This is a genomic window from Shewanella sp. 10N.286.48.B5 (assembly GCF_002874355.2).
Taxonomy (GTDB): Bacteria; Pseudomonadota; Gammaproteobacteria; order Enterobacterales; family Shewanellaceae; genus Shewanella.
This window is the reverse complement of sequence record NZ_MCVG02000002.1, coordinates 24,190-45,942: the sequence shown is the minus strand read 5'-3', so window position 1 is coordinate 45,942 and position 21,753 is coordinate 24,190. Positions and strand designations below refer to the sequence as shown.

At 42.2% G+C, this 21,753-nt stretch carries 12 protein-coding genes; 11 read left to right on the top strand and 1 reads right to left on the bottom strand.

Annotation, left to right across the window (positions count from 1 at the left end; genetic code table 11):
• The first annotated feature begins 64 nt into the window (after window positions 1–64).
• The 11 genes from BCU57_RS15140 to BCU57_RS15090 all read left to right on the top strand — a co-directional run bounded on the left by BCU57_RS15140 (window position 65) and on the right by BCU57_RS15090 (window position 19,420).
• Window positions 65–3,841 (top strand): S8 family serine peptidase, encoded by a 3,777-nt coding sequence (locus BCU57_RS15140; RefSeq protein WP_157936447.1) that lies wholly within the window; start codon window positions 65–67, stop codon window positions 3,839–3,841.
• An 83-nt stretch (window positions 3,842–3,924) separates the two neighbouring features.
• Window positions 3,925–7,521: a S8 family serine peptidase gene (locus BCU57_RS15135; RefSeq protein ID WP_102439704.1), complete on the top strand. Its 3,597-nt coding sequence runs from the start codon at window positions 3,925–3,927 to the stop codon at window positions 7,519–7,521.
• 408 nt (window positions 7,522–7,929) lie between these two features.
• Entirely contained in the window at window positions 7,930–9,924 is a 1,995-nt protein-coding gene (gene tkt, locus BCU57_RS15130; protein WP_102439703.1) for a transketolase, read from the top strand.
• A gap of 129 nt (window positions 9,925–10,053) precedes the next feature.
• The gene (gene epd / locus BCU57_RS15125) at window positions 10,054–11,076 is read left to right on the top strand and encodes an erythrose-4-phosphate dehydrogenase (protein WP_102439702.1); all 1,023 of its coding nucleotides are present in this window, start codon (window positions 10,054–10,056) and stop codon (window positions 11,074–11,076) included.
• A gap of 87 nt (window positions 11,077–11,163) precedes the next feature.
• A complete protein-coding gene (locus tag BCU57_RS15120; protein WP_102439701.1) occupies window positions 11,164–12,339 on the top strand; it encodes a phosphoglycerate kinase in 1,176 nt (391 codons plus the stop codon).
• 292 nt (window positions 12,340–12,631) lie between these two features.
• On the top strand, window positions 12,632–13,696 hold the full coding sequence (gene fba, locus BCU57_RS15115) for a class II fructose-bisphosphate aldolase (RefSeq protein WP_102439700.1): 1,065 nt from the start codon (window positions 12,632–12,634) through the stop codon (window positions 13,694–13,696).
• Between the two features lie 280 nt (window positions 13,697–13,976).
• A complete protein-coding gene (locus BCU57_RS15110; protein WP_102439699.1) occupies window positions 13,977–15,320 on the top strand; it encodes an MATE family efflux transporter in 1,344 nt (447 codons plus the stop codon).
• 179 nt (window positions 15,321–15,499) lie between these two features.
• On the top strand, window positions 15,500–16,240 hold the full coding sequence (locus BCU57_RS15105) for a DUF481 domain-containing protein (RefSeq protein ID WP_102439698.1): 741 nt from the start codon (window positions 15,500–15,502) through the stop codon (window positions 16,238–16,240).
• 398 nt (window positions 16,241–16,638) lie between these two features.
• Complete coding sequence (locus BCU57_RS15100; RefSeq protein ID WP_102439697.1) at window positions 16,639–17,391, top strand: hypothetical protein; 753 nt, start codon at window positions 16,639–16,641, stop codon at window positions 17,389–17,391.
• Between the two features lie 16 nt (window positions 17,392–17,407).
• Window positions 17,408–17,938 (top strand): hypothetical protein, encoded by a 531-nt coding sequence (locus BCU57_RS15095; RefSeq protein ID WP_133126407.1) that lies wholly within the window; start codon window positions 17,408–17,410, stop codon window positions 17,936–17,938.
• 90 nt (window positions 17,939–18,028) lie between these two features.
• On the top strand, window positions 18,029–19,420 hold the full coding sequence (locus BCU57_RS15090) for a hypothetical protein (protein ID WP_102439695.1): 1,392 nt from the start codon (window positions 18,029–18,031) through the stop codon (window positions 19,418–19,420).
• Window positions 19,421–19,476: 56 nt separating this feature from the next.
• Here BCU57_RS15090 and BCU57_RS15085 read toward each other — a convergent pair whose 3' ends face one another.
• Window positions 19,477–21,711 carry a PAS domain-containing protein gene (locus tag BCU57_RS15085; RefSeq protein ID WP_102439694.1) on the bottom strand — a complete coding sequence of 745 codons (2,235 nt, stop codon included), beginning with the start codon at window positions 21,709–21,711 and terminating at the stop codon, window positions 19,477–19,479.
• Window positions 21,712–21,753: the final 42 nt, after the last annotated feature.

Below are 21,753 nucleotides of genomic sequence, written 5' to 3'. Positions count from 1 at the left end.
ACGTTATTAATTGGTTAGAGCCTGAAAAAGGCCGAATAACAAAAAATAACGTGAAGGAATGGAAATGAAATTTAATAAATGCACGCTCGCATTATGCGTCTCAACCGCCATTCTGTCGGGTGCTCTACATGCGAATGCTCAGACCGAATCAGTATCAGCATATGGTAGCGCTCAGCAGCAAGAACGCGCGACCTATACTCTATATTTAACAAATGCCGCAGCTATCGAGCGCCAAGGTGATAAACGCGATTACACGCAACGCCTTGCTGAAGTTAGCAAATTACAAGATCAAGTATTCAACCAAATTAAAGCCATTGATCCGCAGGCAATATTAACAGCGCGTTCAGGGTTAGTTGCGAATATAATCAATGTTGAACTGCAAAGCGGCTCAGTTGCTCAAGTTAAGGCGCTTGATGCAGTGCAACGTATTTTCAGTGCCAGCAATACTAGCAGCGTTAAGCAAACTGAAGCGACTCAGTCTGTTCAGCAAAATGCTACGGTAATGGCCGATGAAGAAGTCGCCTTACTGACTCCATATACTGGCAATGAATCGGCTGGTGCTGGTGTTAGCGTTGCAATCATTTCTACCGGTATTGATTACACTTTACCAATATTTGGTGGTTCAGGTGTTTATGGCGAAAATAATGACTCTGAAACGCCTCCACCGGCTGGCAGTTATTTAGAAGCCTTAGAAAATGGCGCTATTGAATATAGCGGCTTCCCTACAGCGGTAGTTGCAGGTGGTTGGGATTTTTCAAGCGAAAACTACGGTAATGACGCTAACCCAATCGATCAAAACCTTAGCTATGAGTCTTGGAATGGCTGGGTATACCCTACAGGCATGGGGACTGAGCTTGCGAGTATCGTGCATCAACTTGCACCTGGTGCATCACTTCATGCTTATAAAGTCTATAACGTATCGGGCGCAAGTTGGGACCCTACTTATATTACGGCGTCAGGACCTTCATTAGATAAACTTGTTCAAGCCTTTGAGCATGCTCTTGACCCTAACCAAGATGGTGATATTAGTGACCGTATCGATATTGCATTACTAGAGGCTTCTGGCGCGGGTGCATTTTTTGATATCGATGGTAATGCCTCGGTAAGCTTACTGCAATTGATGATTGAACGTGTATCAGCTCAAGGTATGACTGTCGTCACTCATGCTGGAGATTTAGCTGAGTACTCACTTTATGGTGACGCTGAAGCTAAACACCGTAACTGGATTTCAGCTGAAGGTAGTGCGACTTCGGCAATTACTGTTGGTGCAGTAAACTATGCTGACGATGGTGAAACACTTGTTGTACCTGAATGGGCTGCAATGGGCCCAGTGCGTGGCTCACAAACGTTAAAGCCTGAAATTGTCACTTTCACTGACAATCAGCCAGTGGTGCATATTTCCAATGCAGATGAAACTGCAGCTAAGTACGGTATGCGCTCTGGCTCTATGGCAGGTGCTGCAAGAATTGCTGCTGCTGCTGCGGTGATTAAAAGTCAGTTCCCAGGTTTTGGTCCTGCTGAAATTAAAGCTGTTTTAGCTAACACTGCTAATATCGATAGTATTTTAGAAAGTGATGAAATTACCCCTGCTGAAATCTATTCTATTGGTCATGGTGTTGAAGATTTAGATGCTGCAATCAGCTCGCCTTTAGTGGCTTGGGAAAGCGCTTCAAATCAACCTTACGTTCAATTTGGTATGCATGAAATTGCAGATACTAAAACAGTTCATAAGAATATCACTGTTCGCAATGTCTCAGATACCGCTCAGACCTACAGCTTATCGTTTAAAATGGTCGGTGATAAAGCTGCCCATGAAGCATTAACACTTAACTTGCCTGAATCAGTGAATATCCCTGCTAATTCAAGTGTGGTTATTCCTGTGTCTATGATAGTTGATGCTAATAAACTGCCACAATGGCCGTTGATGAGCACTGCGGATCATACTGACGCTAACTTAAAAGCAACTGAGCTAAATGGTTACATTAGCTTAATGTCTGAAGGTAAGCCTGAGCTTAACCTTGGTTGGATGGTAAAAGCGCGTCACAGCACCTCGATTACTAAACGCCCAAACGCGATTGAGTTTCCGACTTATCTAGGTTGGAACCCAGACACTTTCCAAACAGAATGGAATCACTTAGCTTGGGGGCGTGAATTATACCCTGATGATGAGTTTGGTAATGGCAGTTATCAAAGTTATGTCGCTTCATTCATTAATGATTCTAAGACTGAAACAACCTTTCAAGCTTATCCGTTAATTTTACAAAACCGTACCGTTAGACCTGATTTAGAAAATGTCAAAGGTCATAAAATTAAAGCTGTCGGTGGCGCTATTTTTGATGATGCCATGTGTACGGTTTCAGGTAAGAAACTCAATATTGCGGTGAGCTTATTTGACCGCGCAGATGTGGCACTGGCTAATTTTCAAGAACGCGGCCCACAGCTATTTGCTTACGACCTATTTTTTGAATCTGTTGTTTTAGAAAATGGTTGGAATGAGAGTTTTTCAGATGGCACGATTTGGGATGAAGCGCAGCAGGTCAATCAACCACGTATTGCGTTAAATGCCAAAGGTCAACCAGCGACATATGTAATTGATTACAGCGTTGCTTATGACTACACCAACCCAAATGGTCGTATGAAAGAATCTACCCTACCAACGTATTTTACCAATAATGGCAAAAATATCGTTTCTCAGGTTTGTCTTGAAGACCTATATCACCACGAGCTTGATAGCGTAGAAGATTTTGACCAAAACTTTGGTTTCCATATTCAAACCGACCGCCACACAGGTAAAGAGCAATACGAACCTATTGCACAATTTAACCCGATTAAAGGTGGTAATTATGCTGTTGAAGAGTCTTGTTACTTTGATTGGTTTACCGGCATGGATGTGTGTACCGATATAGCAAATGACCGCTCTGTTCATGTTGGTTTTGCGGCAATGGGTCAAGATGCTGAAGTTGGCGAGCTAGCGTTTTCACCAACCTATACCGCTCAACCAGGTGAAGAGGTTTATATCGCTTCAGTGGGCGCATCTGATTTAGGTGGTATCGGCCAGATCCCTGCACCGAAAGATTTCATGGTTGTTAGTGTAAACGATGACTTTATGCAAATTGGCTATAACGCAATGGTAGATGATGATGGTTCTATTGTTGCAAGAGCACAGGCTAACCAAGTCTTTAGCGTTGCAGAAGGCGCTGAAATGAATACTGTTTTAGGAAAGATTGAGCTGGATACTCAGGGCTTCTTTACTTACGGTTCAACAGACTTTGAGCCGCTTGAATTGCATATCGTTAATTCAGTTACAGGTACGCCTTTTGCGATTGACCAAGAAACTCATGAGTTATACGTGGTTAATCCATCAGCGCTTGATTTTGAGAATAACCAAGAATTTGAACTTAAAATCCTTGCTCAAAAAGGCAACACAGTTGGTGAAACCGAAAGCATTAAGGTGATGGTCACGGACGTGAATGATATTGCGCCAGAAGTTGATGAAGACGTTGCCGCTGCTATGCCGACTCCTCAATTGACCTTCAAAAAAGGCGATTCAGCAAGCTTTACCATGGATATCGATGGACTGTTTATGGATGTCGAAGGTAACAGCTTAAGCTACACAGTTGAAGGTTCAGGCTTTACTGCACTGGCTATCGCTGGCACTCAAATCACGGGTGAACTTGATAGTGAAGGTAGTCATCAACTAACTGTTACGGCTTCTGACGGTGTGAATGAAGTGAGCCATACGTTAACTGTAGAGTCAACGTATGAAAAAGACAGTGGTGGTAGCTTAGGTATGTTATCTCTGCTGTTCGCAGGTCTTATCGCACTGCGTCGTCGTTTCTAACTGGCTAAACACTTGCTTGTTTAACCCTGGTAGGGAAAGCCGAATTCGGCTTTCCCTTTATAAAAAGAATAATAGGTTATCAAATGAAATTAAGTAGTAGATATTTGGTTCTTAGTGCTGTGAGTTCAGTATTGGCATTTTCTAGCCATGCTGATTCAGGCAAACCGCTTAACAGCATCAATCCTGGCCAAGAAAAAATAAAACTAGAACGTGCCGGAAAAATGCGTACTGACGGACTGTACTTTGTCCGTTTAAAAGATAGCGCGCTAGCAAGTTACGATGGCTCGGTTTCAGGCTATGCCGCAACCAGCATCAAAAGTAATCAAAGTAACAAAACTACAGCGGGCGTATTAAATCTTAAATCTCAAGCCAGTGTGAGCTATAAACGCTACCTTGAGTCAAAGCAGACACAAATTACCCAAAGGTTAAGCGGTAAACTTAACCGTACTTTAAAGCCAACACAACAATATCAAGTAGTTGCTAATGCATTTGCACTGCAGCTTGATGCCAGTGAAGTTAAAACCATCCAAAAAGATCAAGATGTATACAGTGTTGAACCTGTCGGTATGCATTATATTCAGACTTCTACAGGACCTGAATTTATCGGAGCCAAAAAAGTTTGGCAAGGTGCCAATGATATCCCTGGTACCAAAGGTGAAGGGATTATTGTAGGTATTATGGATACCGGCATTAACGCTACGCATCCCTCATTCAAAGAAGTGGGCGATGATGGCCATGTATTTGTTAATCCAAATGGCGAAAATCAATACTTTGGCGATTGTCAGCAATACCCTAAATTTTGTAACAACAAACTGATTGGTATTGTGAGTTATCCAGAGCTTGTTGATTATCGGGCAAGTGTTGCAGATAACCTAGATGACCCAAGTTATGATGACCTAGCGGATAAAGCTAAAGTGGGTTATGACTTCCACGGACATGGCTCACATGTGGCATCTACGGCAGCAGGTAACGTCGTTCAAAACGTTAATTATTACCTTCAAGTGGAAGAAGAAGATGGCAATATCATTGCCGAAAAAAGTGCCTTTGAGTTTCCTGCGATTAGTGGCGTGGCCCCCCATGCCAATATCGTCTCTTACCAAGTGTGTGACGATGTAGGCTCTTGTTACCCTGAATTTACGATTCAAGCTCTTGAGCATGCCATTGAAAATGGCGTGCAAGTACTTAACTATTCAGTTGGCGGTTCTGCAACTGACCCGTGGGATTCTGTAAGCGCTGAGGCATTCTTAAATGCGCGTGAAGCCGGTATTCATGTGGCAACAGCAGCTGGTAACGCAGGACCTACAGCGAGCACAATTGGCTCTCCTGGTAATGCGCCTTGGGTAACAACCGTAGCAGCTTATAGCCATAACCTTAGTTTTGACGAGAAAGGTTTGACTGATTTCACCTCTGTTGGTGGCACTTCTCTGGCTGATTTATCGGGCCGTGGTGTTACCAAAGGCTTTACCGGTAAGGTGGTTCAGGCTAAAGATTATGATGAAGCCAATGCTATGTGTACTGAGCCTTTTGAAGCAGACACATTTACTAGCGATCAAATTGTTGTCTGTGAACGTGGCCTTAACGCTCGTGTACGTAAAGGTATTATTGTCAGAGACGCCGGTGCGGGTGGCATGATTTTGATTAACCTGGAAGGTGGTGCAGATACGGTAAATGATGATAACCACGTACTTCCAGCTATTCATTTAAATGATGTTGACGGCCAATTATTGACTGACTGGTTAGCAACTGGGACTGATCACCAAGCAGCAATAGCTGCCAGTGTAACCAGCACTGATGATAGTTTGGGTGATATTGCCGGCGCATTTACTTCTCGCGGACCAAACCTGCCATATCCGAATATTTTTGCTCCTGATATTGCTGGACCGGGTGTGGATATCTATGCTGCAAATGCAGAGGACAGAGTATTTGAAGGTGAGATTGGCCATATTCCTTATGTGTCATTCTCTGGGACATCCATGGCAAGCCCGCATGTTGCTGGCGCACTTGCCTTGATCAAATCAGCTTATCCTCTATGGACGCCTGCGCAAGCGCAAATGGCTATTATGTCTACAGCTTATCAGGTGACTTACCAAGATGATGACTATGACGGTGTTAAACAGCGCTCTGATTTCTTCACTCAAGGTGCCGGTAGTATCCGTATTAATGATGCCCTAAAAGCGGGTTTATTAATGGATATCAATAAAGAAGAATATCTTGCAGCTAACCCATCGATTGACGGTAACCCAGGTGATTTGAATACAAGCTCGATGGTTAACAATGAGTGTATTTCAAATTGTACTTGGACACGTATAGTCACAGCGACGAAAAGCAGTAACTGGACAGTGGATTATGAGTACTTAAATGATGGCTTTACTTTTGAAGTTTCACCTTCATCTTTTGCACTTAACGCTGGTGAGTCTCAAGTATTGACGATCAAGGCTATCGCTAATGCAGAGTTAGTTGATGAATGGGTGCATGGCTACATTAATCTAAAGAATTCAGCTGATGACATGAGTGATACTCACTTACAGGCCACTATTGGCTTTAAAGCGGGGCAAATCGTAGATAGCGTTTCAGCTAAGTTAAACAACCTAGATAATACAATCGAGATCAATGACATCGTTACATCTGGTAGTAATGATCTGCAAGTGAAGGGCTTTGGTTTATTTAAATCACAAAGTTTTAGCGGCACAGCGATTGGTGCATCTAATGATGTTGAGCGTAACAGCCCTGCATACAATCAAGAGGTGTTATTTACCACAACGACAGTTGTTAAACCCTATACCAAACGTTTAGTGGTTGAAATCACAGATACAACTTCACCTGACATGGACTTATATGTGGGTATTGATGAGAACAATGATGGTAAAGCGGATGCAAGCGAACTGTATTACTCATTAGTGTGTATCAGTGGTGAAATTGACTCTAACGAACAGTGTATTATTCCAACACCTACCACAGGTAATTACTGGATACTTGCGCATAACTATGAAGGCACAGTCGCTGATGAGCCTGATGACGTTACAGTGCGAGTGACTCATGTTAATTATTCTTCTCAAGCCAGTTTCGACATTGATGCGCCAAGTACTGTTGCCCAAGACGAAGAGTTTGATGTCAGCATGACAGTTAATGGCTATCTTGATGACAGTCAAACCTTAACTCCGCTAGAAGAAGGTGAGGTTTACTACGGCTTACTAGAACTGGGGACAACGTCAAGCTTAGTGCGTAACATTGGTGGCACACTGATTAAAGTTGAAGGTTTGGCTCCAGTTGAAGTACCTGTTAATACCGCTCCAACAGTGGCTAATCCACTTAGCGATGTTGAAACTGAGCTTACTGACTCAGGCAGTGTTGCATTCAGTGTTGATTTAACCGATGTGTTTGCTGATGCCGAAAATGACACTCTGACTTATAGCGTGTCTGGCCCAGATACATTAAGCATTGATGGCATGAGCTTATCTGGCAGCTTGACTGAAGCGGGAACATTTGAAATTAAAGTGACAGCAACGGATGGTGAGTTATCAGCATTTAGCATGTTCACACTCACGGTTGCCGCAGCGCCAGAGGTTATACCTCCGGTAATCGAAGAACCAACTAAAAGCAGTGGTGGTGCTTTGGGTTTGGGTTGGATGATGTTGCTGATGATGGCATGTATTCGCCAGCGTAAACGTGTTCAGAAATAGCTTAAAAACTAACTGTAAACTCGCTGTTAATATCAGCCCGATGAATTATCAAGTCATATAATTAATCGGGTTTGTGGCAGTACTTCTTATTGTTTAATTACCTTTATAAGGCCAACAAGGATGTTGGCCTTTTTTTCCTTCCCGTTATCATTTCAGCTATTGCCTCCCCAACGCATCCAAAGTTCAACTTTTACAAAATGTTAATTATTGGTGTAAATGTGATTTAAATGTTACCGATAACATGGTATAAATCGAGCCATTAATAATATCGTCAGGTGTAAGCAGTATTGCTCGGGATAAAAAATTGCTACTTATATTTAATTATAATTTGCGTCCCATCGCTGAGTAGGGGAAAATATGTCCCCACAATTGCCCGCTAGACCTCATCATCAACAAGCAGGAGAGAGCATGTCATCTCGTAAAGAACTCGCCAACGCAATCCGTGCGTTAAGTATGGATGCCGTTCAAAAAGCAAATTCTGGACACCCAGGCGCACCAATGGGTATGGCAGATATTGCTGAAGTGTTATGGAATGATTTTTTAAAGCATAACCCAACCAATCCTAACTGGGCCGATCGCGACCGTTTCATCTTATCAAATGGTCATGGTTCAATGCTTATCTACTCTTTACTGCATTTATCGGGTTACGAACTTCCGATTGAAGAACTTAAACAGTTCCGTCAGCTGCATTCTAAAACGCCGGGTCACCCGGAATTTGGTTACACACCAGGTGTTGAAACCACAACCGGTCCATTAGGCGCGGGTATCAGTAACGCTGTCGGTATGGCGATTGCTGAAAAAACCTTAGCAGCACAATTTAACCGTCCAGGTCACGACATTGTTGATCACAACACTTATTGTTTCTTAGGCGATGGCTGTTTAATGGAAGGTATCTCCCATGAAGCATGTTCATTAGCGGGAACGTTAGGTCTTGGTAAGCTAGTTGCATTCTGGGATGACAACGGTATTTCTATCGATGGTCACGTAGAAGGCTGGTTCACTGACGATACCCCTAAGCGTTTTGAGTCATACGGCTGGCATGTTATTGCGGGTGTTGATGGTCACGACAGTGATGCTATTCGCGCAGCAATCGCAGAAGCTAAATCAGTAACAGACAAGCCAACAATGATTTGTTGTAAAACTGTCATTGGTTTTGGTTCGCCAAACAAGTCTGGTAGCCATGATTGTCACGGCGCACCACTGGGTGATGCTGAGATCGCTGCAGCACGTGAATTCCTTGGTTGGCCACATGCGCCATTTGAAATTCCTGCTGATGTTTATCAAGGTTGGGATGCTAAAGAAGTTGGTGTTGCTAATGAAAAAGCATGGGATGACAAATTTGCAGCATATAAAGCAGCAGAGCCAACGCTTGCCGCTGAATTTGAGCGCCGAGTATTAAATGGTGACTTACCTGCAGATTTCGAAGCTAAAGCACAAGCATTTATCCAAGAATCTCAAGATAAAGCTGAAGGCATTGCTAGTCGTAAAGCATCGCAAAATTCAATTGGTTTCTTCGGTGAAATGCTCCCTGAGTTATTAGGTGGTAGTGCTGACTTAGCGGGTTCAAACTTAACCCTTTGGTCTGGTTCAAAAGGTATTCAAGACGATCCTGCTGGTAACTACATTTACTACGGTGTACGTGAATTTGGTATGAGTGGCATCATGAATGGTGCATCATTACATGGCGGCTTTATCAATTATGGTGCAACTTTCATGATGTTCATGGAATATGCACGTAATGCGGTACGTATGTCAGCACTGATGGGCATTCAAAATATCTTTGTTTACACCCATGATTCAATTGGCCAAGGTGAAGATGGTCCTACTCACCAACCTGTTGAGCAATTAGCTAACTTACGCATGACGCCAAACATGACGGTATGGCGTCCATGTGATGCTGCTGAAACAGCAGTATCTTGGAAATCTGCGATTGAAACTCGCAAGTCGCCAACCTCATTAATCTTTAGCCGCCAAGGCCTAAAAGCCCAGGCTCGAACAGCTGAGCAGTTAGCCAATGTTGCTAAAGGTGGTTACGTACTGTCTGATTGTGAAGGTACTGCTGACGTTATCTTGATTGCCACAGGTAGTGAAGTACAACTTGCCATGGACTCTGCTGCTGTATTGACTGAAAAAGGTCAAAAGGTTCGCGTTGTGTCTATGCCATCTACGAACGTATTTGATAAGCAAGATGCAGCGTATAAAGAGTCTGTATTACCTTCATCAGTACTTAAGCGTGTTGCGATTGAAGCTGCACACGTTGATTTCTGGCATAAGTATGTTGGTTTCAATGGCGCAGTTGTGGGTATGTCTACCTTTGGTGAATCAGCACCTGGTGGCGACTTACTTAAACACTTCGGCTTTACTGTTGAGAATGTCGTTAATACGGTTAACTCATTAGGTTAATCCCTAAGCGACTCAATTAAAGGGTAAACTTTTAGCCTTTTAATCTGTATAATGGCGGCCTGCAATCACTTGCAGGCCGTTTTTTTTCTAAATTCTGCTGAGTACTGTTAAGAGGAAGCTTAACCCTCAATGATCCGAGTTGCTATCAATGGTTATGGCCGAATAGGCCGTTCAATCTTACGTGCCTTATACGAATCGGGTAAACGTCAACAGATCCAAATTGTTGCCATTAACGAGCTTGCTAAACCTGCTGCTATCAGTCATTTAACCCAATATGACACCACCCATGGCCGCTTTCAAAACAGCGTTAAATTGCATGAAGACCAATTACATATTGGTGATGATGTCATCCAATTATTTCACCAAGCTGACGCCAGTAAATTACCTTGGGCCGAATTAGACATCGATATAGTGTATGAGTGCAGTGGCAGCTTAATTGAAAGGCAAGCCTGTGAAGCCCACATCTATGCAGGGGCCAAACAAGTGTTAATAAGTCACCCATCTTCTGCAGATGTTGATGGCACTATCGTATTTGGGGTTAATGACCACTTACTTCAGCCGCATCATACTGTGGTGTCAAATGCATCTTGCACCACCAATTGCATCGTGCCAATCATCGATGTACTGGATAAGCACTTTGAAGTAAAAAGCGGCGCAATTACAACAATTCATTCAGCGATGAACGATCAGCAAGTGATTGATGCCTACCATGATGATTTACGTAGAACCCGCGCAGCAGGTCAGTCAATTATACCGGTTGATACTAAACTTGCCCGTGGCATCGAGCGGATTTTACCGCACATGAAAGACAAGTTTGAAGCGATCTCAGTGCGTGTTCCAACCATCAATGTGACCGCAATCGACTTATCAGTCACCGTTGATAAACTGGTTGATATTGCCAGTGTAAATCATGTGCTAGAGCATGCCGCCAGCGGTCGTTTTAATGCTATTTTGGGTTATACTGATGAACCATTAGTATCGTGTGATTTTAACCACGATCCCCGTTCCAGTATCGTCGATGGTACCCAAACACGCGTCAGCGCAGGGCATTTAGTGAAGCTATTACTGTGGTGTGACAATGAATGGGGCTTTGCTAATCGAATGCTTGATACCAGTTTAGCGATGATTTGCGCTAAAAATAACGGTAATTAATTTATATTAATTGAGCGCTTTATCTTATGAGGTAAAGCGCTCAATTGTAACAGCAGCTTTGTTTTTAAATTAAAAGGAAATATCTCCATGGCTATTATCAATATGAGTGAGTTGGATTTGACCAATAAGCGTGTGCTTATTCGTGAAGATCTTAACGTGCCAGTCAGTGACGGTGTTGTGACCAGTGATGCACGTTTACGCGCTGCTTTACCGACAATTAAGCTGGCCCTTGAAAAAGGCGCCGCAGTGATGGTGATGTCTCACCTTGGGCGCCCAACAGAAGGCGAATTCAACGCTGAATTTTCTATGCAACCAGTGGTTAACTACTTACAAGCGGCATTAGACTGCCCAGTGACTTTAGCTGCTGATTACCTTGATGGTGTTGCTGCGAACATTGGCGAAGTGGTTGTGTTTGAGAACGTGCGCTTTAATATCGGCGAAAAGAAAAACGATGAAGCATTAGCTAAAAAATTGGCTGCATTATGTGATGTATACGTAATGGACGCCTTCGGCACCGCTCATCGCGCACAAGCATCAACCCATGGCGTTGGTTTATATGCGCCTATTGCTTGTGCTGGCCCGCTACTTGCAGGTGAACTAGCTGCATTAGGTAAAGCACTTGATAATCCAGCTCGTCCAATGGTGGCCATTGTGGGTGGCTCAAAAGTATCAACTAAGCTAACGGTACTTGAAAGCTTATCAACTAAAGTTGATCAGTTAGTTGTAGGCGGTGGTATTGCTAATACTTTCGTTGCGGCAGCAGGCCATGAAGTTGGTAAATCACTCTTTGAAGCTGACTTAGTGGATGAGGCTAAGCGTTTAGTGGCCAATGCACAAAGCCGTGGCGGCGATATCCCTGTCCCTACAGATGTTGTTGTTGCCAGTGAGTTTAGCCCGACTGCAGCGGCAACCTTAAAGTCAGTGGCGGATGTTGCTGACACAGATATGATTTTTGATATCGGCCCCGATAGCGCTGAAGCATTAGCAAAAATCATTGAAGCTGCAGGCACTGTAGTATGGAATGGCCCAGTGGGCGTATTTGAATTTGATCAGTTTGGCGCAGGGACTAAGCGTATCGCTCAAGCGATTGCCGATTCAAGTGCATTTTCAATTGCGGGTGGTGGTGATACTTTAGCGGCAGTGGATAAATACGATATAGCAGACAAAGTCTCTTATATCTCAACAGGTGGCGGCGCGTTCTTGGAATTCCTTGAAGGTAAAGAGTTACCAGCCGTTGCTATGCTCGAACAACGCGGCAAATAATAAGCACTAATAGCTTAAGCGGCGAATTTAATCGCGATTATCAGAGTTATCTCGGCACAACTGAGTCAAGATGAGTCGTGGTTTATCGCGAATAACGAGTAAAAATTGTAGTACGAAACCGATAATAATTAGAAAAAAACCGCTCTTATACTTGCTAGTTTACTGTTTGAGTGCTTGCTGACATAAGTTAACAAGCACTTTTACATCGGATATTAGCAAGATGTAAGGGTATAAAAATCAATCCAAGCGATAGCGACCTAGGTGAGTAATCACCCTATTTTTGGAGTAAAAAATGGCCTTAATATCTCTACGACAAATGCTAGATCATGCTGCAGAACACGGTTACGGTGTTCCAGCATTTAACGTAAATAACTTAGAACAAATGCGTGCAATTATGCAAGCTGCTGAAGCGACTGACAGTCCTGTCATCGTTCAAGCATCTGCTGGTGCGCGTAAGTATGCTCGTCCACAGTTTCTTAAATATTTGATGGCTGCAGCGCTTGAGCAGTATCCAGATATTCCAGTATGTATTCATCAAGATCACGGTACTGATCCTGATATTTGTCAGCGTTCAATCCAGTTAGGTATGTCATCAGTGATGATGGACGGCTCTTTGATGGCAGATGGTAAAACACCAGCGTCATACGATTACAACGTTGATGTTACTCGTCGTACGGTTGCTTTTGCACATGCTTGTGGTGTGTCAGTTGAAGGCGAAATCGGTTGTTTAGGCAGTTTAGAAACTGGCGAAGCAGGCGAAGAAGATGGTATCGGTGCTGCGGGTATCCTAACGATGGATCAAATGCTAACTACGCCTGAAGAAGCAGCGCGTTTTGTTTCTGACACTCATGTAGATGCACTTGCGATTGCGATTGGTACTAGCCATGGTGCTTATAAGTTCAGCCAACGTCCAACGGGTGATGTGCTGCGTATTGACCGTATCAAAGAGATCCACGCCCGTATTCCTAACACTCACTTAGTTATGCACGGTTCATCTTCAGTACCACAAGAGTGGCTGCAGATAATTAACCAGTACGGCGGTGAAATCCCAGAAACTTACGGTGTACCTTTAGAGGAAATCGTTGAAGGGATTAAGCATGGTGTTCGTAAAGTGAATATCGATACTGATTTACGTTTAGCATCAACAGGTGCAGTACGTAAGTTCTTAGCTGAAAACCCTGCTGAATTTGATCCACGTAAATTCTTGAAAGCGTCAATGGAAGCAATGGCTGACATTTGTACTACACGTTATGAAGCATTTGGTTGTGCTGGCATGGGTTCTAAAATTAAGCCTAAGTCACTACAAGCAATGTACAAAGCTTATCAATCAGGTGAGTTAGATCCGCAAGTTAACTAATTTACTCAATAGTGTATACAAATAGTCCAATATTTTTTTACTGTGGCTTGATGTGTAACTGATTGATTAATAATAGTACTAAAAACCCAACCCTAAGTGTTGGGTTTTTTTATGGTTTTTCTTCTAAAACTACTTGTATCCCTTAGGTAAATAGCGCAATATCGCCGCCCTTAAAAACGGACTTAATTTCATATTGACAATAAGTTAGGCGAAATCTCATAAATTATTGTTAAGCTTTAGAAGGAACTGACTAACCTTTAACCTATATTGAATATGACTTATGCACGCTAAACCCAATGCCCCGTTATCGCTTTTCTCCCTCACTTGGCCATTATTTTTTGACTTTGCGTTGCACTTTTTGACCGCAGCTTTAAATACATTAATGATTAGCCGAGTTTCTTATCAAGGGGTTGCCGCACTGTCAGTGGGCAACATGGTATTTGAGCTATCGATTACGCTTTTTAGCTTCGTCAGTATTGGCGCCAGTGTGGTGATCACTCAATATCTCGGTGCCAATAATAAGGCAACGGCTAGCGACGTTGTTTACTCGTCGATAGGGTTTAATTTATTAGTGGGTGTGGTTGCGGCATTAGGGGTATTTAGTGGTGCAGGATTAATTCTACATCTAATGAATTTACCTGCTGAGCTGATCCCAGATGGTAAACTTTACCTGCAAATTGTCGGTATTTGTTTAATACCTGAGGCGATGGCAATGTGTCTTGCTGCAGGGATGCGAGCCCATGGCTTTACCCAACAAGCCATGTGGGTCACTTTACTGATGAATGTGATTACCTTTTGCGGCAACTTGCTGTTACTTTACGGCTGGTTTGGTTTGCCGCAAATGGGCGTTGCAGGTGTGGCTATTAGCACGGTTGTAGGGCGCTTAGTTGGCATGACATTAATGGCTTACTTATTTGTTAAGTACACCAAAATCCAACTTAAACTGCTTGAAATTATCAAACCTAAAAAGCAGCTTCTTAATAAAGTTTTTCATATCGGACTGCCTGCAGCGGGAGAAAATATTTCTTGGATGCTGCAATTTATGGTGGTGACCGCCTTTGTGGGATTAATGGGCGATAAAGCCCTCGCCGCACAAGCTTTGTACTTCCAAATTTGTATGTTTATCTTGTTATTCGGCTTATCTATTGGCATTGGTAATGAGATTATTATTGGTCATATGATAGGCGCCAAACAATATCAAGCTGCTGAAGCACAAATGTATAAAGCACTCAAGATAGGGCTAATCGTCACCACTATAGTGGCGGCATTAGCTGCTGCTTTTGGCGAGCATTTAGTGGCCTTTTTTACCAAGGACCAAGATATCCTTACTATGGTTGGTCAGCTATTTATTCTAACTCTATTAATGGAACCTGGTCGGACATTTAATCTGGTCGTCATTAATGCCTTAAGAGCCAGTGGCGACGCTCGTTTCCCATTTTTTATCGGCCTTTTATCTATGTGGTGTATTGCTGTGCCTGGGGCATACTTTTTAGGAGTACATTTAGATTTAGGCTTAGTAGGCATTTGGTGCGCTTTGGCTGTGGACGAGTGGGTTAGGGGCTTATTGATGTTATGGCGCTGGCGCAGTGGGCGTTGGCAGCAAAAGTGCCTAGTGATGGCTTAGTGATAATTTGGCAGCGCTAAGCTGATGCAGCACAAGAGATTATAGAAAATGGTTTTTAGGGTTTTGTATTAATCGCTTTAATAGGTGAGTAGTTTTTTCATTTTCGCTATCAAAGTGTTAGAATTCGGTTCGATTTTTGGGGTGAGTTTGAAACTATTGTAATTAAAGGACTTGATGACATGAAAAAATTGCTACTTGCTGCAGCTGTAACTTTAGCTATGCCGTTTGCTGCCCATGCTGGTGCAGACTTTGTTGAAGGTGATAAAACCTTCGCTGGTGAGGCTGAATTAGGCGCAACACTAACAACGGGTAATACCGATACTTCTTCAGTTAAAGCGCGTTTAGGTTTGAAACAAGAATTAGGCAATTGGGAGAATGCATACCTGCTAGAAGGTTTGTATAAAGAAGATTCTGGTGAAAATACTGCTAAACGTTACTATGCCGGTGTTCAAGGCAACTATCAGTTCGACGAAAAAAGCTATATGTATATCACCGCAAACTATGAAGCCGATCCTTTTACTGGTTTTGATTACAAAATGATTGCTTCAGCGGGTTATGGTTACAAGTTTATTGATAATGAAAGAGCTTTTTTGAGTGCAGAAATCGGTCCAGGTTATATCTATAAGCAATTAGATGATGAGCAATCATTGGCATTAGGTTATGACACTGAGGACAGTGTTGTTGCTCATGGTATGATGAACTTTACCTATAAAATTACCGATAGCTCAACTTTTAGCCAACTGTTTGTTGCCGATTACGGTGACAACTTAGAAGGCCGCTCTGAAACTGCGCTAACGGCTAATATCATTGGTGCATTGGCAATGAAGTTTGCTGTTATTGTGCGTTATAACGATGCACCACTTGAAGATAAAAAGAGTACTGATACTGAAACCAATATGACTTTGTTGTATGCATTCTAATTAGTTTTTGGGGCAAGCGCCCTTAAAAAAATCGTCATATCAGAAACCGAGCTATGCTCGGTTTTTTTTGCTTAATAATACAGCTTTATTGATACAAAATTAGCGCAAAAAAAAGCTCGCCAACTATTGAAAATGATTTTTATGTTCGCTAGGGGTGGTGGGTGGTGTTACTAAGTATCGGTTGATGTTGATCTGTGTTGGTTTAGGTGTGATTTTGATGCAACTTGTTTAACAGTTGTATGCTTTTGCGGGCCGTTGGAGTTGATTTATGTCGAAATTTCGCGGCGTAGTTCACGAATTTTAATCTTGTCTGACTATCAGTTGTGTGGATCACAAATAACTATTTACTGCTCCGCTATAATCTAATGATATATAGAGCAATATGAGATGGACTAGGCATGCAAATTGGGTGTTGTTGGTTTGATGATAAGCAAAAAGTGCTTAGCAACCAATCCAAAGCTACCACATGGCAGCTCAATAATAACGAATTCTGGGTGTTGAGCTTATTAGCAAAACATCGCGGACAAGTTGTGCCTATCGAAAGCCTCTCTTTCCCCACTGATGGCCAGCATCAGCAGCAAATTTCAGAAGAAGATTTACAACAAATAATTGTGTTGTTTCAGGATTATTTAGGCGCTTCTCATAGCAGGCTAATAGAGTTAATCCCCAATCAGGGTGTCATTCTTTATACTAAAGTCGTTTCTGGTAAGAATAGCCTATTTGATTCACCTAATAAGGTGATTTCTTATGGTCAGTATATTGTGATTATTTTGCTAACGTTAATCGCACTATTTTTTGTTCATTCACACCTTAATAATCAAGAATCGGTGAAGCCGGATGCTAGCCGAGAGTTTTTAACTCAACAAGGCAATGTTTCTAACCTGTATTTATATGCCTCTAAAGCCAGTGAAATCGATTTAGATTTAAGCAGTATTGCAGACCGTATCTCTAATCAGTTAAGAAATTGCCCCATCATGCCTTGGGATGCTATTTCCGCCACTTTGGCTGAAGATAATAAAGCCGTCAGCATCGTAATGAAAAAACGCCTACCCGATCGCTGGCGTTTTTATAATATCAAGGTTTTGAGGGATCAAGCCCAGCATAGCTTTGTAACGCCTGCGTGGCTAAAAAAGGTAAATATTTGTGGTTAAAGCAGTAACAGATTTTTTGTTAACTAGAATTGGTCGTGTTGTTTTTACTGTCTGTTTCATCGTAGTCTCTTGTATTTCGGTGTTAATGTTAGAGCAGTTTGCTGATACAAGAGATATATGGGCCTTTGATTGCCAGAGTGATTTATATGAATTTAGCGCTGACAAAGAGCATACAATCGAGCTTGATCATGGACCACTATTTTTAGCATTAACAGTTAAAAATAAGCAAATTCAGTTGAATTATTACAATGCCAAAGGTTCAAAAAACCATGAATATGCAACATTCGATGGCGATTTGACTGAACTAGAGGTTGGTGACATGACCTATAAATTAGATTTAGTGTTAACCGATGCTCAGTTTAACCAAAATAATTCCTATTTGAGAAAGTACCTCGCCAAAGAGCTTAAAACCACAGCGGCTCAGTTGCAAACTCAAACACAGCTGCATATAGCTGTTCAAGTCTTAGAAATGGATATTGATAATAAATATATCTTAATGAAATTTAAGCCCTACAATATGCTTTGGGCATGCCGTTTACATGAATAATGGTATAGTTTTAGTTATTTACGCCTCCTTTATCTGCTGAAATTCGTTATAGTTAAGGCAAGGCAAACTCTGAGATAAAATACTTCCATAGTGGCTAAAGTCAAAGTAAAGAAAGAAGAATCATTATCGATTAAATTCAGCCATCAAATGGAGGCTGGGCAGCAGCGCAGCTTTGATTTATATTTTTACTTACCCACAGAAATGGGGGTTGGCGAAAAAACCCTAGACGAAGAAGAGTATTACCACAGCGCAATGCTTGGGCGGCGGTCTTATTACTCTCAAGGGTTACACCTACCATTAGTACAAAACCGTTTTGCCAGTATTAATAAACGCACTAAAGAAGAGTTCCGTTTATACCTCAACTTATTTGCCTATCAATTTGCCGTAGCCATTGAGACTGATGCAAAAGAATTGCGTCTTATCACTGATCCTGACGACTTTTATCCCGCATTAACTGAATTAGGTGAGTCGGTCACGCAGTTACTTAAAAAGTTTCGCCGTAACGAGCCCAGCGATGAAAAGCTCAAATCCTACTTCAATAATGCTGACAATTACCTGTCCTGGTTTTGTGAACAACAACTGTTAAAAACCTTAGCTTATCGGCCGCGTAGTGCTGAATATAGTGATGTTAAAGATCAACTGGTGGCGTTATGCCGCGCTGAGCATCATTACCGTGAAGAGGAAAGAAAGTATAACTCATCCGGCACCAAGCAAGATGCTAATCGTATTTCAAATAAGATGCTGTTATTAAGGCGCTTAATACAACAAGGTGTGGTATTAAAGGAGGAGCTAAAACCTTTAGGCATAGGCTTGAAAAAGTTCGTGACGGGATTAGCTACGGGGTTAGTGATGATGGTGGTATCAGCACTGATCATTAAGGCCCAAGGGGTGTTTAGCGGCTTAACCATGAGTTTGGTGGTTACCTTAGCGGTGATATACGGTTTTCGTGAAATTTTTAAAGAAGATGTACGGGTTGCGATGTGGCGTTATATTCAGCGAGGACGTCCACGCTGGAGTCAGATTTTAAGGGATACCACCACCCAAGCCGTGATTGCTAAGCAGTTCGTATGGCTGGATTTTATCCGCACCCAGGATATTCCCGCTGCAGTCGCTGAGATAATGAAACAGCGGCATAGGCAAAATAAAGTCGATGCCGTGGTGCTGCATTACCGTATTGCTTCAAAGGTGACCAACAAAGAATTTGAAGCTGGCTACTCCAAAATCCAAGAGCAAGTAAACTTTAGCTTGGTGCCATTTGCCCGTCACTTAGAGCGTGGTAAGGCAAAAATCTATAGTGAACAAGATGGCAAAGTCAGTAACGAATCAGTAGAAAGGCGCTATCAAGTCAACCTTGTTGCAGTGCTAAAAGATGGCAAAGGCCCACTTGAATATGCCCGTTACAAAGTTATTATGAGCCGCTCTAGTATCATTGAAATTACTCAAAGCAAACTGCCAGGTGGGCTGTTAGAAATTGGCGAATAAGTTGCTTATTCGCCAATTAGACTTTAGCTGTAGTGATGATATAAGGCTGGCTATGATTAGCGAGCCTTCCGGGTAAAGGCTTGGCAAATATTTTGGTTACCGGTTTGCTTTGCACGCCTTAATGCTACCTCTGCATTACTGAGATAATGTTCAAAAGACTGCTGCTCTAGATACCCAGAAATACCGATATTAATCCCTTCATTTAATTCATTTTGCTCCAATCTATCCATAATGCTCATGGCGTATTTGTGTGCTTGAACGGAATCACTTAGTGGCAGCAATATCACCAAAGAGCCTAGACGCCAATGGGCGATTTGAAAGCCTGTGGGTAAATCGATGAGTAACTGCATTTCAATGTCTTTTTGGCGTTGCTCTAAATGGTCTATATCACTGATGTGACTTATGAGCCCCTCAGGGTTAATGTCCATGATCAATAAGCAGGTTTGTTCACGGCTAGACTCTGTTAGGGTATTAAAATGTAGTTCTAATTCTGAAAGCTGCAATACCATTGAACTCAGTGGCGTTTGCTGATTAGGTAATTGTTTTAGCGCTGTTTGCGGCAATAGATTTTCAAAAGTACAGATAAAATACTCGTGTTCACCGTCGACAGAATGCTCCGAGCGAATATTGGCTTTTAAGCTAGTGGCAAAAGGGGTTTCACTGCTGGCGATTACTTGGCCCTTCCATTTCCCTTGCAAGCTGATGCGGCTATTGATATCGGCCCATTGTTTGGTGATGTCTTTACCTAACAGGCTTAAGATATTGACATTGCTGTCAGCAGCGAGGGCCATTAAGTTTTTAAATTTAAGGTTATATTTGAGTAATTGACCGCTGGAATCCGTTAATGCCGTGGCTACCGCGCTCTCAGATAATAACTGGTAACGGTATGCTTGATGCTTTGCTTGGGTAAGTTCGGTGATGTTTTCAAAGGTCACCAGCCAGTATTGCTCACTGTGTTTATTTTTATAGCTGGGCTGACAACATAGTGAAATAGTGCAGTTGTCATTATTTAAATTGACCACCTGCTTCCAAGTGACATTGTCACGCATGGCTTCAGTGAGCTGTTTATATTGCTCATCTTCTAATGACAATACGCGCTGTAAACTGCGCTCAAACAGTGATTCAATACTGGTTGATAGGGTATTAGCTGCTTGTAAATTGGCTTTGATGATGCGACCGCTAGTATTCACTATTAAGCAATTTTGATTACTGTTAAATAATACGCTGGCTAAATTAATACTATTGCTATTGGCGGTGCTTTCTAAATAGAAGCGATGCTTTAACACCAATAAACTGGAGGCTAACGCGGTAATGATCAAAGAGAAGCAAATTAACATATAGCGCCAGTGATCAAACTTTGCAGCGATATCCTCATGGCGAATATAAGACAGTAGATAGTATTCTCTTACCTCTGCATCTTGAGGTGCTACTTCAACCTTTAAAAACACAAAAGTGCCACTGTCAGTATGAAATTGACCAAAATGGGTGTTGGCCATGTGTTGCCATAATTCTGGGTATGACTGAATAATACTGCTGCCCAATGTATTAGGTAGTCTTTTCATGGGAAACTGCTGATTACCGCCCGCATAGAGCACGCCTTTAGAGCCAATAAGCAGTAATGGTGAGTTATGGTTAAAAAATGCCGGTTTGATGGATTCGAGTATTTCAGAAACCGAGTTGTAGGTCACTAAGTAACCGCGAATACTTTGGTCGTTATTTTCAATCCATGCCAACTGGTAAACATAAGGGGTTAACTTGCCATTTATTGGCACAAATTGAATATTGGAGTAGTAAGTGTCATTGCCTCCCATTGTATTGGAAGCTTCTAGAATAAATTCAGGGATAGTGACGTTACTAAAAGCATCTGTTGAGCTTATGCGTGGATTACCTTGGGGATCAAACAGGGTTAAACCTAATAACTCCGGAATATTGTTAAGCAATATGTCCCAGTTTTCTTCTAGCTTATGACGTTGCGCCTCAGATGGATTGGCTAAATATTGTTTCACAAGCTCTGCTTTCGCGAAAGCTTGGGTGCGAAATTGAAGGAAGTTAATTTTATCCGATGCGAGGGTGCCTACTGTTTGTATTTCACTATAACGCTTATCTGCCCAATCTTCTTGTAGGCGCCTTTCGCCTAACTTAAGCAGTAGCACAGTCAAAATGACAATACTTAACAGCATAACCAATAATTGACTAGACAGCGCTAATACATGTTGTCGCGCCCATTGAATATCTTGGGTGGAGATTAAAACAGACTTTGAGACGTTTTTATTAGTATATCTCTTAAACATTCACTTACTTATTTTTAACAGTCCCGGTAAGTGAATGTTAGC